Source organism: Sphingomonas sp. BL-S-25, from assembly GCF_055521555.1.
Window position 1 is genome coordinate 2,325,218 of sequence record NZ_CM145486.1, and the last position, 14,425, is coordinate 2,339,642.

The window sequence follows — 14,425 nt, forward strand, 5'->3', positions numbered from 1 at the left end:
CGCCGAAGCTGCGGCCGGCGTACCGACGCAGCTCACGCTGCGGGAACAGGTCCGTATGTGGCGCCGCGTGGCGATGCTCGTCGGCGCCGTCCTGCTGCTCGTCCCGCTTCACTATCTGTGGCGGTTGTTCCGCCTTTCCTCGCCCTGGCCGCGCATCTTCCTCGGGACGTCGGCGCGGATCGTCGGCGCGCGGGTAACGCGCAACGGCGTGCCGTTGAAGCGCGACGTCTTCTACATCTCCAATCATCTCAGCTGGATCGACATTCTCGCGCTGGGCGGTGCAAGCGGGACGGCGTTCGTCGCCAAGGCCGAGATCGGCACCTCGCCGATCGTCGGCTGGCTCGCGGGGATGAACCGCACCGTCTATGTGAAGCGCGAGAACCGGTTGGGCGTCGCCGAACAGATCAACCAGCTGCGCGACGCGCTGGAGGAGAATTGGGCGGTAACCGTTTTCCCGGAAGGGACGACGACCGACGGTCAGTCGCTGCTGCCGTTCAAGACGCCGATGCTGCGCGTCCTCGAACCCCCGCCGCCGGGCGTGATGGTCCAGCCGGTGATGCTCGATTACGGCGCGGTCGCCGAGGAGATCGGCTGGATCGGGGTTGAAAGCGGCATCAACAATGCGAAGCGGATCCTCAGCCGCAAGGGCAGCTTCGAGCTGAAGGTCTCGTTTCTCGATCCCTTCCTCCCGCAAGACTATCCGGGCCGCAAGGCGATCGCCGCCGAGAGCCGACGCCGGATCGAGATTGCGCTGGTCGAGGCGCTGGGCAAGCCGCTGCGGCCCTTCGCCTATGCGCTGGCGCCTGCACAGCCTGAGGCATCCGCCGGGCCGGACGCTTCGTAGAAGGCCGGGGTGACGAACGAGCCGGCGACGACTATAGCCGCGCGATCATGAACGCCCCCAAATCTCCCAAGACCTTCCACGTCAAGTCGTTCGGCTGCCAGATGAACGTCTATGACGGGGAGCGTATGGCCGAGCTGCTCGGCGCAGAGGGCATGGTCGCGGCCGGTGCCGAGGATGCCGAGCTGGTGGTGCTCAATACGTGCCACATCCGCGAGCGCGCGACCGAGAAGGTCTATTCCGAGATCGGGCGGCTCAAGCATCGCGAGGCGGCGCCCGCGCCGATGATCGCGGTCGCCGGCTGTGTCGCACAGGCCGAAGGCGCCGAGATCGCGCGGCGCGCGAAGATCGATGTCGTCGTCGGTCCGCAGGCCTATCACAACCTGCCCGAACTGGTGTCGCAGGCGGCGGCGGGCAGCCTGGCGCTCGATACCGACATGCCGGCGATCGCCAAGTTCGGCAGCCTGCCGGCGCGGCGAAAGGTCGGCGCTTCGGCATTCCTGACGGTGCAGGAAGGCTGCGACAAATTCTGCACCTATTGCGTCGTCCCCTATACGCGCGGCGCCGAGGTCAGCCGTCCGTTCCAGGCGATCGTCGACGAGGCGAAGGCGCTGGTCGATGCGGGCGCCTGCGAGATCACCCTGCTCGGCCAGAACGTCAACGCCTGGGACGACGAGGCGGGTCACGGCCTGCACGGGTTGATCCGCACGCTCGACCGGATCGATGGGCTGAAGCGGATCCGCTACACCACCAGCCATCCCAACGACATGAGCCAGGGGCTGATCGACGCGCATGGCGATGTCGAGAGCCTGATGCCCTATCTCCACCTGCCGGTGCAGGCGGGGAATGACCGCGTCCTGAAGGCGATGAACCGCAGCCATAGTCGCGACTCCTATCTGCGCCTGCTCGACCGCGTCCGCGCGGTCCGACCCGATATCGCGCTGTCGGGCGACTTCATCGTCGGCTTTCCCGGCGAGAGCGATGCCGAGTTCGAGGATACGCTGAGCCTGATCGACGAGGTGCGCTATGCCGCCGCGTTCAGCTTCAAGTACAGCCCGCGCCCGGGCACGCCGGCGGCCGACATGGACGGGACGGTGCCTGCCGAGGTGATGGACGAGCGGCTGCAGCGGCTCCAGGCGGCAGTGCTGCGACACCAGGCGGCGTTCAATCAGGCGACGGTTGGCAAGACGTGCCAGATCCTGATCGAGCGCAGCGGTCGCCAGCCCAGCCAGATGCTGGGCAAGTCGCCCTGGCTTCAATCGGTCCATCTGGTGACCGACGCGCGGATCGGCGACCTGATCGAGGTGCGGATCGAGGCGGGCCTGCCCAACTCGCTGGCGGGCGTCGAGACGGTACGGGAGGCCGCCTGAACCGCGGCCGATCGGCCCCGGTGTGACATCGATCGCACAGCGGACGCCTTCTCCGACGCCAGCGCATTTCTCCCCTGTGCAGCCCCGGGCGCTTCTGCCAGTCTCGATGCCGCACATGCGCGATGGAACCCACAGCCTCCGGTCAGGTTACGGCCTTCAGTGTCGGCAGTCCCGCTCATGTCACATCTGCCGCACAAGGGGGTGCCGGCCGCACCGCCAGTCCAGCCAGCAAGGAGCCGCATGAGCCGCAAGCCTGTCCAAGCGCAATCCGGGGAACGCAGCCGGGTCGAGGTGACGTTCGACAAGCCCCAGCTCCTGCCGCGACTGTTCGGCGAATTCGACAGCAACATCCTGGCGCTCGAGGAGCGGCTGGGCGTCTATATCCACGCCCGCGGCCAGCGCGTCGTGATCGAGGGATCGGCCGAATCGGTCGCTCATGCGCGGGAGGTGCTGCAGGAACTGCACAGTCGGGTGATTCGCGGCGAGGACATCGATACCGGGCTGATCGACGCCGTGATCGCCATGTCGAGCGAGCCGACGCTGACCGGCATCATCAGTGCCGACACCGGCCAGTCGCCGCCACCGATCATGATCCGGACGCGCAAGAAGACGATCGTCCCGCGCAGCCTGGCACAGACGCATTATATGCGCGCGCTGGTCTCCAACGACATGATCTTCGCGCTGGGGCCGGCGGGCACCGGCAAGACCTATCTCGCGGTGGCTCAGGCGGTCGCCCAGCTGATTACCGGCAGCGTGCAGCGGCTGATCCTCTCGCGTCCCGCGGTCGAGGCGGGCGAGCGACTGGGCTTCCTGCCCGGCGACATGAAGGAAAAGGTCGACCCCTATCTGCGTCCGATCTACGACGCGCTGTTCGATTGCATGCCGCCCGAACAAGTCGAGCGGCGCATCGCCAGCGGCGAGATCGAGATCGCGCCGATCGCCTTCATGCGCGGCCGCACGCTGGCCGACGCCTTCGTCATTCTCGATGAGGCGCAGAATACCACGCCCGCACAGATGAAGATGTTCCTGACCCGCTTCGGCCAGAACAGCCGGATGGTGATCTGCGGCGATCCCAACCAGACCGACCTTCCCGGCGGCACCAATGCCTCGGGCCTGAACGACGCCGTCCGCCGGCTGGAGGGGGTCGAGGGGATCAATGTCAGCCGCTTCAGCGCGGCCGATGTCGTCCGTCACCCGATCGTCGGCCGTATCGTCGAAGCCTATGAGGGTCCCGATGCTTGACGTCGCGGTCCAGGCCGAGGGCTGGCCAGAGGCGGACTGGGAGGCGATCGCCACCCGCGCCGCCTCGACCGCGCTTGCCCAGTCGGCCTTTGGCGAATGGGCGAACTGGCCCGTCGTGATCGAGGTGGCGGTCCGGCTGACGTCCGATGACGAAGTGCACGAACTGAACCGCAATTATCGCAAGAAGGACAAGCCGACCAACGTGCTGTCCTTTCCGATGATCCAGCCCGACCTGCTGGAAGCGGTGACGCAAAACAGCGACGATGGCGAGGTTCTGCTCGGCGACATCGTGCTGGCGCACGGCGTGTGCATGGCCGAAGCCGAGGAACGCGGCATTTCGACCGAAGATCATGCCGCGCACCTGATTGTCCACGGCACCTTGCATTTGCTAGGTTATGACCACCAAGGGGATCACGAAGCCGAGGTCATGGAGGAAATGGAACGAGTCGCGCTCCGCGAACTCGGCCTTCACGATCCCTATCCCGTACGCGAGGACTGACACCACATCATGCCCGAGGGCCAAAGTAGCACCGGCAACGACGATGTTTCCGAAGGCGGAGGCATATGGCGGGGCCTTCGCACCTTGTTGTTCGGCGAAGCGCAGGAAGAGACGCTGCGCGACAAGCTGGAAGACGCAATCGACGAGCATGAAGGCGGCACGAACAGGGCGCCCGCCGGCGACCTTGCCCCGATCGAGCGGCAGATGCTGCGCAACCTGCTCCATTTCGGCGAGCGCGACGCGGGCGATGTCGGCGTGCCGCGCGCCGACATCATCGCCGTTGCCGAGGATACCTCGTTCGCCGATCTGGTCGCGCTGTTCGCCGAAGCCGGCCACAGCCGACTGCCGGTCTATCGCGGCCGGCTGGATACCGTCATCGGCATGGTCCACATCAAGGACGTGTTCAACATCCTGGCGACCGGCGCGCCGCCGCCGGAGTCGATCTCCGCACTGATCCGCCAGCCGCTCTATGTGCCCCAGTCGATGGGGGCGCTCGACCTGCTGGCGCAGATGCGCGGCAGCCGCACCCATCTGGCGATCGTGCTCGACGAATATTCGGGCACCGAGGGGCTGATCACGATCGAGGACCTGATCGAGGAGATCGTCGGCGAGATCGAGGACGAGCATGACGAGGCGCCGGTGCAGATGCTGGTGCCGCTCGACGGCGGCGGCTGGGACGCCGATGCCCGGGTCGAACTGGAGGATGTCGCGCAGACGGTCGATCCGCGCCTTGCCGAGGTGGACGAGGATATCGACACGCTGGGCGGCCTCGCCTTCGTGCTGGCAGGCCATGTGCCCGAGCCCGGCGAATGCCTGACGCATGACAGCGGCTGGACGCTCGAAGTCGTCGATGCCGATGGGCGGCGGGTGACCCGGCTGAGGCTCCACCCGCCGGTAGAGCTGGCGGTTCCCGAGGAGTAGTCGCGGGGGCCGCCGGGCTGCGCTTTTGTGTGGAACATGCGCGGGGGGCGGCCTATTCCTCGGCCATGCGCCGTTATGCCCGTCACATCATCCTCATCCTGATCGCGCTCGCCGCGCTGATCTTCGCCATCGTCTATTGGGTGACCCGTCCCGATGTGGCGCGGCTCAGCGTTCAGGATGTCAGTGGCGTCCGGCCCAAGCTGAGCGCGGCGCGCCCGCAGACGATTCCGACGATGGAGGTGGCCGAGGCGGTGGGCTGGGCCAATGGCGCCAAACCGGTCGCCGCCCAGGGGCTGAAGGTCGAGGTCTATGCCAGCGGCTTCGATCATCCCCGCTGGCTGTACCGCCTGCCCAATGGCGACATCCTGGTCGCCGAAAGCAACTCGCCCCCGCGCGACGTCAGCGGGATCACCGGCATGGTGATGGGATCGCTGATGAAGAAGGCGGGGGCGGCGACCCCGTCGGCCAATCGCATCACCCTGCTGCGCGACACCAATGGCGACGGCATCGCCGACGCCAAGTCGGTGCTGCTGTCCGGGCTGAACTCACCGCACGGCATGGTGCTGGTCGGTGACTGGCTCTATGTCGCGAACACCGACGCGCTGGTGCGCTTCCCCTACAAGACCGGCGATACGAAGATCACCGCCAAGGCCGAGAAGATCGTCGACCTGCCCGGCGGCGGCAATCACTGGGCGCGCAACGTCATCGCTGCGCCGGACGGCAAGAGCCTGTTCGTCAGCATCGGTTCTGCCTCGAACATCGCGGAAAACGGCCTGGACGTCGAAGGACCTGCCTATGTCGCGTCGAACGCGCGCGAGCGGATGATCGCCGCCACGCGGCCGAGCCGTGCGACGATCTATCAGGTGTTCCCCGATCGCAAGGCGGGGCAGATCTTCGCCTGGGGCATCCGCAACGCCAATGGCATGGCGATCGAACCGAATAGCGGCGCGCTGTGGGCGGTGGTCAACGAGCGCGACATGCTGGGGTCGGACATGCCGCCCGACTATCTGTCGCGCGTCGATGTCGGCAGCTTCTTCGGCTGGCCGTGGAATTACTGGGGCGGCTATGTCGACAAGCGGGTGAGCCCGGGCCGGCCGGACCTGCGCGAATATACCAAGCGTCCCGACTATTCGGTCGGCCCACACACCGCGCCGCTGGGTCTCGCCTTTGCCGAGGATGCGCGGCTGGGCGGCCCGTTTACCAACGGCGCCTTTATCGGCCTGCACGGGTCGTGGAACCGCGATCCGCTGGCGGGCTACAAGGTCGTGTTCGTGCCCTTCGGGCCGAAGGGATTCCCGCTGCCCAATTCCAAGCCGATCGACGTGCTGAGCGGATTCCTCACCCCTGACAACAAGGCGCAGGGGCGGCCGGTGGCGGTCATTACCGACGCGACCGGCGCGCTGCTGGTATCCGACGATGTCGGCAATCGCGTGTGGCGGGTCAGCGCCGCGCGCTGAACCCGCACGCGTCCGGGAAGTCGAGAGAATCACAACGGCCCGCTTGCCTGACCCGCCCCCTGGATGCTGTCCGTAGGGAGGTAGGCCGGGCAAGCGGGCCGTTGCGCGTCCGCCGGGGGGCGGAACGAGCCGGTTACCGCACGCGGTTGAACTGATCGAATTCGGGCCGCGGCAGGCGATCATGGATCGTCGACGGATCGGCATGGCCGAAGGTCGCTATGAAATTGGTCTTCACCGTCGGCTGGTCGGCGAAGAAATGCGCGTCCACCTTGTCATGGTCGAAGCCGGACATGGGGCCGACATCGAAACCGAGCGCGCGGGCGGCGATGATGAAATAGGCACCCTGCAGCGACGAATTGCGCATGGCGTGGGTGTAGCGGACCTCTTCGGTCGGGAACCAGTTCTTGGCGTCCGGCGCGTGCGGGAAGAGCCAGGGCAGCTGCTCGTTGAACGCCAGGTCCATGCCGATCACGACCGCGGCCGGCGCGGCGCTGATCTTGGCCGAATTGGTCCCGCTCGAATAGCTGGCGAGCGCATCCTTTTCTTCTTGCGACAGCAGCCAGACGAACCGCGCCGCCTGCTGGTTGGCGGAGGTCGGCCCCATCTTAACCAGTTCGTAGATCGCGCGGATATCGGCTTCGCTGACCGGGTCGCCATTATAGCCGTTGGCGGTACGTGCGGTGCGGAAAATGGTGTCGAGGCCGTCGGCGTCGAGAGGCTTGCCCATGGTTTCGGTCCTGCTGTGCTGCGCGCTCAGACGGCGCGGACTTCGGTGACTTCGGGGACGTAGTGCTTCAACAGCTGCTCGATCCCGTTCTTCAGCGTGGCGGTCGATGATGGGCAGCCCGAACAGGCGCCCTGCATCTGCAGGAAGACCTTGCCCTGCTTGAAGCCGCGATAGACGATGTCGCCGCCATCGTGCGCAACCGCCGGGCGGACGCGGGTGTCGATCAGCTCGCGAATCTGCGCGACGATGTCGGCATCCTCGGGATCGTCGTCCAGCCCGTCATCCTCGGCAGGCGGTACCGCAAAGCCGGCAGAGGGGGCGCGGAACAGCGGCATGTTCGCCGAGAAATGATCGAGCAGGATCGCCAGCACATCGGGCTTCAGCCCCGGCCATTCGACGCCCGGCGCCGCGGTGACGGAGATGAAGTCGCGCCCGAAGAAGACGCCGGTCACGTCGCCCAGGTTGAACAGCGCCTCGGCCAGCGGCGAGGCTTCGGCCTCTTCCGGAGTCGCAAAATCCCGCGTGCCCGCTTCCATGACGGTGCGGCCCGGCAGGAATTTCAACGTCGCCGGGTTCGGCGTCGGTTCGGTCTCGATCAGCATGGGCGCCATGTGGCGCTTGCGCGTGTCCGGATCAAGGCACGTCGGGGAAACCCTACGTTGCCCCGGCCGGTTTCAGATGAGCCGTTCGGCCAGCCAGCGCACCGGCTGCTTCAGCGGCCGGCGGAATTGCAGGTGCAGGACGGTGCGGCCGGCGCTCGCCTCGTTCCACAATTCATGTTCATAGCTGTCGTCGAACACCAAAGTCTCGCCTTCGGACCAGCGCAGCACGCGGTCGGCCAGGGCCATGCGGACATCGCCGTCACGCGGCACCTGGAGCGCCAGGTGACAGGTCACCAGCCCCTTGGTGGCGCCGCGGCGGCGTGGAACATGGATGCCCGAGGCGAGCGTCGAATAGCGCGCGCTCACCAGCCCCGGGATCTGTGATAGCGCCCGAGCCGTCTGCGGGCAGTCTTCCAGTCCCTCCGCCGCGCCATGTTCGAACAGGGCGACACGTTGCGACTTGCCGGTCCCTGACAATTTCGCGGCGGCCTCGTCGCGGATCATCCGCCAATTGGCGCGCAACATCGCAGTCCAGGCGAAGTCGCGCATGTCGAGCACCGGATCGTTGGGAATCAGCGACGATGCCGCGAGCAGCCGGTCCACCATGTGACGGAAGGGGAATGCGGACGAGTCCGGGGCCAGCGCGATCGCACCGCCCCGATCGCGCCACATTGTCCCACGGTCCTGAAAGCTGCCGACGCCCACGCGCGCTGTGCCCCTGTTCCTGTGATTCTCCACCGGATTCCGCGGCGCCGCTCTCCCTGCGACATCCCGGAATCCGCTCTCGTTGAGGTGAAAACTAGCCCCGTGATGGGTCCAAAACATGGCGCAACTGTCCGGGAATGCGGCCCTTTTTCGCGCAGTTGCGGGGCGGGGATTCGGCGCTTACACAAGGGCGCATGTTCCCGTACCTGCGCAGCGCGCGCTCCGCCCTCCTCGCCCTGTCGGTCTTTGCTTTCGCGGTTCCCGCAATCGCCCAGCAGACGCCCGCGCCGACCGCCAGCGGCCAGCGCCCGATCCAGACGGCGGACGATCCCTGGCTCTACAAGAACAGCGATCTTGTCCATGACGATGCCTGGAATTTCGGCCGCCTGCCGAACGGCGTGCGCTATGCGGTGCGCAAGAACGGCGTGCCGCCGGGCCAGGTCGCCGTGCGGGTGCGGATCGATGCTGGCTCGTTGATGGAGACCGACAGCGAGCGCGGTTTCGCCCATTTGCTCGAGCATCTCTCCTTTCGCGGATCGGTGCACGTTCCTGATGGCGATTCGAAGCGGATCTGGCAGCGGCTGGGCGTGACCTTCGGGTCGGACAGCAATGCCAGCACGACCTTCACCCAGACCGTCTACAAGCTGGATCTGCCGAGCGCGACGCCGGCGGGGCTCGACGAGAGTATGAAGATCCTGGCCGGCATGATGTCCGGCCCGAACATCACCCCCGAAACGCTGAATGCGGAGCGTCCCGTCGTGCTCGCCGAAGCGCGCGAGCAGCCGGGGGCGCAGACGCGTTTCCAGGACGCGATGTTCGACCTGATGTTCGCCGGCCAGCCGCTGGCCAAGCGCAAGCCGATCGGCACGACCGAGACGCTCAATGCGGCGACGGCGCAGACGGTGAAGGCGTTCCACGACCGCTGGTACCGCCCCGAACGTGCGGTGGTGATCGTGATCGGCGATCTCGACCCCGCTTTGCTCGAGCAGATGGTGGTCAAGCATTTCTCCGACTGGAAGGGCGCTGGCCCCGCCCCGGCGACGCCGGACTTCGGCAAGCCCAGCACCAGCGGCCCGACCACCGCGACCATCGTAGAGCCGACCATCCCGCAGATGGCGATGCTGTCGGTATCGCGTCCCTGGACGGTGTTCTCCGACACGGTGATCTTCAACCAGAAGCGGATGATCGACCTGGTCGCGATCCGCATCATGAACCGTCGTCTCGAATCGCGCGCGCGCGCCGGGGCGACCTTCCTGGCCGCCGGCGCCGGGCTGGATGACATTGCGCGTTCGGCCAACGTGACAAGCGTGCAGGTGATGCCGGTCGGCGAGAATTGGGAAGCCGCGCTGAAGGATGTGCGCGAGATCATCGCCGATGCGATCGAGACTGCGCCGACCCAGGCCGAGATCGACCGCGAACTGGCCGAGATCGAATCCTCGATGAAGAACCGGATCAGCACCGCCCCCGTCGAATCGGGCGTGTCGCTGGCTGACGATCTGATCCAGGCGGTCGACATCAACGAGACGGTGACCACGCCCCAGGCGAGCTACGACATCTTCAAGGGCGCGGTGGACCAGAAGATGTTCACGCCCGCGACCGTGCAGGAAGCGTCGAAGCGCGTGTTCCAGGGGACTGCGACCCGAGCGATCGTCAATCTGCACAAGCCCGACGCCCAGGCGGCAGTGAAGCTGAATGCAGTGCTGAGCGCCAAGGTCACCGGTACCGGCAAGCCGCGTGCCGATCTGGCGCACGTCAAGTTCGACGCGCTGCCCAAGCTGGGTGCGCCCGGCACGGTCACAGCGCGTCAGATCGTGCTCGACGAGCCGAAGATCGAGCGCGTGACCTTCTCCAATGGGGTCACGCTGCTGGTGCGCGAGAATTCGTCCGAGACCGGCAAGGTCTATGTCAATGTCCGCTTCGGCCGCGGCCTGCGGGCGCTGCCGTCGAACCGGCCGACTCCGGCCTGGGCCGGGGGCGGCGCGCTCGTCGCCAGCGGCCTCGGCAGCTATGGCCAGGAGGAGCTCGATGCGCTGACCGGCAATCGTCAGATCGGTTTCTCGTTCAACACCGATGACGATGCCTTCGTCCTCAACGCGCAGACGAACATGACCGACCTGTCCGACCAGCTGAAGCTGTTCGCGGTGAAGCTGGCGGCGCCTGCCTGGGATCCGAACCCGGTCAACCGGGTCAAGACGGGCACGCTGTCGACCTATGCCGGCCTGTCCTCCTCGCCCGACGCGGTACTGAGCCGCGATCTCGACGGTCTCCTCCATTCGGGCGACCCGCGCTGGGGGACGCCGTCGCGCGAGCAGATCGCCGCGCTGACGCCGCAGAATTTCCGCCAGCTTTGGGAGCCGTTGCTGGCAACCGGCCCGATCGAAGTCTCGATCTTCGGCGACCTGAAGACCGAGGAAACGATCCAGGCCGTTGCCGCGACCTTCGGCGCGCTCAAGCCGCGTTCGGCCAGCCCGGCGGTGTCGGGTGGCGCCAAGTTCCCGGCACATGTCGACAAGCCGGTGGTGCGCACCCACACCGGCCAGCCCGACCAGGCTGCGGCGGTCATCGCCTGGCCGACCGGCGGCGGCAGTGCCGGCATTTCCGAGGGACGCCGGATCGAGGTGCTCGCCGCGATCTTCCGCGATCGGCTGATCGATCAGCTGCGCAGCCAGGCAGGCGTCAGCTACTCGCCGATGGTCGCCAGCGACTGGCCGGTGGGGATGCCCGACGGCGGCAAGATCATGGCGCTCGGCATGATCCCGCCGGACAAGACCGACTTCTTCTTCAAGCTGTCGCGTGAGATCGCAGCCGACCTGGCCGCCAAGCCCGTGACCCAGGACGAGCTCGATCGCGCGGTGAACCCGCTGTGGCAGACGCTGCTGCGCCGTTCGAGCGGCAACATGTTCTGGATGATGCTGACCAATGGCGGCGCCGGCGATCCCGCGCGGATCGAAGCGGTGAAGACGATCGGGATCGATTATCGGCAGATCAGCCCGGCCGACATCCAGGCGCTTGCGGTGAAATATCTGGTCCCGTCCAAGGACTGGTCAATGGTCGTGCTGCCGGAAAAGGCCAAGAAGGCTCCCGCGCGCCGCAAGTGAGCGCGCAGGCCGAGGGGGAGGGGGAGGTGATGATCGACCGACGCTCGGTGCTGCTCGGCAGCGCCGCGATCGCCGGATCGGCGCTGCTTCCCCTTCCCGCATCGGCGCGAAATCCGCTGATGCCCGGCTGGTATGCCGATCCGGAGATCCACATCTTCGCCGGCCGCTACTGGATCTATCCCACGCTGTCCGATGATCTCGCAGCGGCCGAGCCGAGCGGATTGAACTCGGCGCAGCAGGCGATGCGCGCGGCCGACGGCATCCGCCCCGCCTTTCTTCGCCAGACGCGAATGGACGCATTCTCGTCGCCCGATCTGGTCAGGTGGACGCGACATGAGCGCATCCTCGACCTGTCTCGGGTCGACTGGGCCGGCTATGCGCTATGGGCGCCCTCGGCGATCGAACTCAATGGCCGCTATTATCTCTTCTTCAGCGCCAATGACATCAAGACCGACACGCAGCTCGGCGGGCTTGGCCTGGCCGTGGCGGACCGGCCGGAGGGGCCCTTCGTCGATGCGCTCGGCGCCCCGCTGATCGGCGAGATCCGCAATGGCGCCCAACCGATCGACCCCTTCTGCTTCCGCGACGATGATGGGCAGCATTATCTCTTCTATGGCGGTTGGGGGCATTGCAACGTCGTGCGGCTGGCTGCCGACCTGCGCAGCGTCGTGCGGCATCCCGACGGGACGTTGTTCAAGGAAATCACCCCGGCGGGCTATGTCGAGGGATCGTTCATGGTGAAGCGCGGTGGCCGCTATTACCTGATGTGGTCGGAAGGGGAGTGGACCGGGCCCGACTACCGCGTCGCCTATGCGATCGCCGCGTCGCCGACCGGTCCGTTCGAGCGGATCGGCACGATCCTTGAGCAGGACTTCACTGTCGCGCGTGGCGCGGGCCATCATTCGCTGCTGCAATTGCCCGGCACCGACGACTGGATCATCGCCTATCACCGCCGCCCGCTCGACACCGACCAGGGCGACCAGCGGGTGCTGGCGCTGGAGCGGCTCTATTTCGAGGACGATGGCCGGATCCGCCCGGTCAGGCTGACCGAAACAGGCGTCGGCGCGCACCCGCTGAGCTAGGCTGGCGCCCGCCCTTGCCGGGACGGGCGCGTAGCGGTTCAGTACAGCGCGTTCAACCGCTCGCCATAAGCCTGCTTCAGCACATGCCGGCGGATCTTCAGGCTGGGCGTGAGCTGCTCGTTCTCGATCGTGAACGGCGCATCGGCCAGGATGAACTTGCGGATCCGCTCGATCACCGACAGGTCCTTGTTCACCCGTTCGACCGCTGCGCCGAGCGCCGCGCGATAATCGCCGTCGTGCGCAAGCTTGCGGAAGTCGCACTGGTTGCCGGTGCGCGCGCACCATTCCTGGGTCCATTCGGGATCGGGCACCAGCACCGCGGTCATGTACGGCTTCTTGTCGCCATAGATCATCGCCTGGACGATCTCGGGCTGCAGCGTCAGCATGCCCTCGATCTTCTGCGGGGCAACATTGTCGCCCTTGTCGTTGACGATGATGTCCTTCTTGCGGTCGGTGATCTTGATCCGGCCCTTGTCGTCGATCAGGCCGATATCGCCGGTGTGGAGCCATCCGTCCTTCAGGACGCGCGCCGTTTCTTCCTCGTTGCGCCAATAGCCGTGCATGACCAGTTCGCCGCGCACCAGGATCTCGCCATCGGGCGCGATCTTCACCTCGACGCCTTCCAGCGGCGGGCCGACCGTATCCATCTTCAGCCCGACCTTGGGACGGTTGCACGAGATGACCGGCGCGGCTTCGGTCTGGCCATAGCCCTGGAGGAAGGTGAGCCCCAGGCTCTGGAAGAAGATGCCGACCTCGGGGTTGAGCGGCGCGCCGCCCGATACCATCGCCTTGATCCGCCCGCCGAACTTCTTCGCCAGCTTGGGCTTCAGCGTCGCCTTGAGGAACAGGTTCATCGGCATGTCGGCAATCGGCAGGCTACCCGCGGCCTTCTTGCCGCCGATCGCGACCGCCCGGTCGAGCAGATAGCTCGAGAAACGGCCCTGTTTCTCGACCTGCTTGGTGATCCGGGTGCGCAGCACCTCGAACAGGCGCGGGACCACGACCATGATCGTGGGGCGCACTTCCTCGATATTCGAGGCGAGCTTTTCGAGCCCTTCCGAATAATAGATCTGCCCGCCCAGCGCGATCGGGAAGAACTGGCCGCCGCTATGCTCATAGGCGTGGCTGAGCGGCAGGAACGACAGGAACACTTCGTCGTCCCAGCCGAAATCCTCGCTGATCACGGTGCAGCAGCCCGAGACATTGTGCAGGATCGCGCCGTGATGCTGCATCACCCCGCGCGGCGCGCCGCCGGTGCCGCTGGTGTAGATGATGCAGGCCAAGTCCTCGCGGCGGAAGGTGATGCCCGCGGCGAAGCTGTCGACGTCGGTCGGGTTCTCCGCGATCAGCGACCGGAAATCGTGGAAGTCGATCGTGCCCGACTGGCCGACACGGACATCGTCGATCCCGATCACCATCCGCGTGCTCGACGCACGCAGCGCGGCGGGCAGCAGCAGCTTGGCGAGCTTCGTGGTCGACACGATGATCGCGCACGCGCCCGAATTCTCGATGATGTGCTGGTGATCGCGCTCGGTATTGGTCGTATAGGTGGGGACGGTGACGCAGCCCGCGGCCATGATCGCCAGGTCGCTGATGCAGAATTCGGGACGGTTCTCCGACACCAGCATCACCCGGTCGCCGGGCTTCAGCCCCATCTTAATCAGGCCGGTCGCCAGAGCGGCCACCTGCCGCGCCGCCTCCGCCCAGCTGGTGGGATGCCAGGCCCCGCCGCTCTTGTGCCACAGGAAAGGGGCGTCGCCCTTCTCCTTCGCGCGCACGAAGAACATCTGGACCAGATTGTCGAAATGCTCGAGCTTTCGGCTCATCCCTTCCCCTTCTCTCCCCCCGGCAACGCATGAGCACAGCATCGCGTTGCCTGTT

Annotated in this window: 12 protein-coding genes; 8 read left to right on the top strand and 4 right to left on the bottom strand. The window is 66.5% G+C overall.

Features of this window, described 5'->3' with window-relative positions; all coding sequences use genetic code 11:
- The first annotated feature begins 55 nt into the window (after positions 1-55).
- From ACZ1H8_RS11230 to ACZ1H8_RS11255, 6 genes are all read left to right on the top strand, one after another.
- Positions 56-844, top strand: coding sequence for a lysophospholipid acyltransferase family protein (locus ACZ1H8_RS11230; protein ID WP_465181385.1), 789 nt, complete (start codon positions 56-58; stop codon positions 842-844).
- 47 nt (positions 845-891) lie between these two features.
- Entirely contained in the window at positions 892-2,211 is a 1,320-nt protein-coding gene (gene miaB / locus ACZ1H8_RS11235; RefSeq protein ID WP_465177281.1) for a tRNA (N6-isopentenyl adenosine(37)-C2)-methylthiotransferase MiaB, read from the top strand.
- Positions 2,212-2,451: 240 nt separating this feature from the next.
- The gene (locus tag ACZ1H8_RS11240) at positions 2,452-3,453 is read left to right on the top strand and encodes a PhoH family protein (RefSeq protein ID WP_465177282.1); all 1,002 of its coding nucleotides are present in this window, start codon (positions 2,452-2,454) and stop codon (positions 3,451-3,453) included.
- The gene (ybeY, locus tag ACZ1H8_RS11245; protein ID WP_465177283.1) at positions 3,446-3,952 is read left to right on the top strand and encodes an rRNA maturation RNase YbeY; all 507 of its coding nucleotides are present in this window, start codon (positions 3,446-3,448) and stop codon (positions 3,950-3,952) included. Before ACZ1H8_RS11240 ends, ybeY begins: the two co-directional genes overlap by 8 nt.
- 9 nt (positions 3,953-3,961) lie before the next feature.
- A complete protein-coding gene (locus ACZ1H8_RS11250) occupies positions 3,962-4,873 on the top strand; it encodes a hemolysin family protein (protein ID WP_465177284.1) in 912 nt (303 codons plus the stop codon).
- 65 nt (positions 4,874-4,938) lie between these two features.
- Entirely contained in the window at positions 4,939-6,330 is a 1,392-nt protein-coding gene (locus ACZ1H8_RS11255) for a PQQ-dependent sugar dehydrogenase (RefSeq protein WP_465177285.1), read from the top strand.
- Between the two features lie 133 nt (positions 6,331-6,463).
- Here ACZ1H8_RS11255 and ACZ1H8_RS11260 read toward each other — a convergent pair whose 3' ends face one another.
- The 3 genes from ACZ1H8_RS11260 to ACZ1H8_RS11270 form a co-directional block, all read right to left on the bottom strand.
- On the bottom strand, positions 6,464-7,057 hold the full coding sequence (locus tag ACZ1H8_RS11260; RefSeq protein ID WP_465177286.1) for a malonic semialdehyde reductase: 594 nt from the start codon (positions 7,055-7,057) through the stop codon (positions 6,464-6,466).
- 26 nt (positions 7,058-7,083) lie between these two features.
- Positions 7,084-7,659 carry a NifU family protein gene (locus tag ACZ1H8_RS11265; RefSeq protein WP_465177287.1) on the bottom strand — a complete coding sequence of 192 codons (576 nt, stop codon included), beginning with the start codon at positions 7,657-7,659 and terminating at the stop codon, positions 7,084-7,086.
- Between the two features lie 72 nt (positions 7,660-7,731).
- Positions 7,732-8,331 (bottom strand): aspartyl/asparaginyl beta-hydroxylase domain-containing protein, encoded by a 600-nt coding sequence (locus tag ACZ1H8_RS11270; protein WP_465177288.1) that lies wholly within the window; start codon positions 8,329-8,331, stop codon positions 7,732-7,734.
- 227 nt (positions 8,332-8,558) lie between these two features.
- On the opposite strand from ACZ1H8_RS11270, the gene ACZ1H8_RS11275 reads away from it, so the two are divergent.
- Positions 8,559-11,462, top strand: a complete 2,904-nt coding sequence (locus ACZ1H8_RS11275) for a M16 family metallopeptidase (RefSeq protein ID WP_465177289.1) — start codon at positions 8,559-8,561, stop codon at positions 11,460-11,462.
- A gap of 29 nt (positions 11,463-11,491) precedes the next feature.
- The gene (locus tag ACZ1H8_RS11280) at positions 11,492-12,544 is read left to right on the top strand and encodes a glycoside hydrolase family 43 protein (RefSeq protein WP_465177290.1); all 1,053 of its coding nucleotides are present in this window, start codon (positions 11,492-11,494) and stop codon (positions 12,542-12,544) included.
- A 38-nt stretch (positions 12,545-12,582) separates the two neighbouring features.
- Here the strand turns inward: ACZ1H8_RS11280 and ACZ1H8_RS11285 are convergent, their stop codons facing one another.
- Positions 12,583-14,370 (bottom strand): AMP-dependent synthetase/ligase, encoded by a 1,788-nt coding sequence (locus tag ACZ1H8_RS11285; RefSeq protein WP_465177291.1) that lies wholly within the window; start codon positions 14,368-14,370, stop codon positions 12,583-12,585.
- Positions 14,371-14,425: the final 55 nt, after the last annotated feature.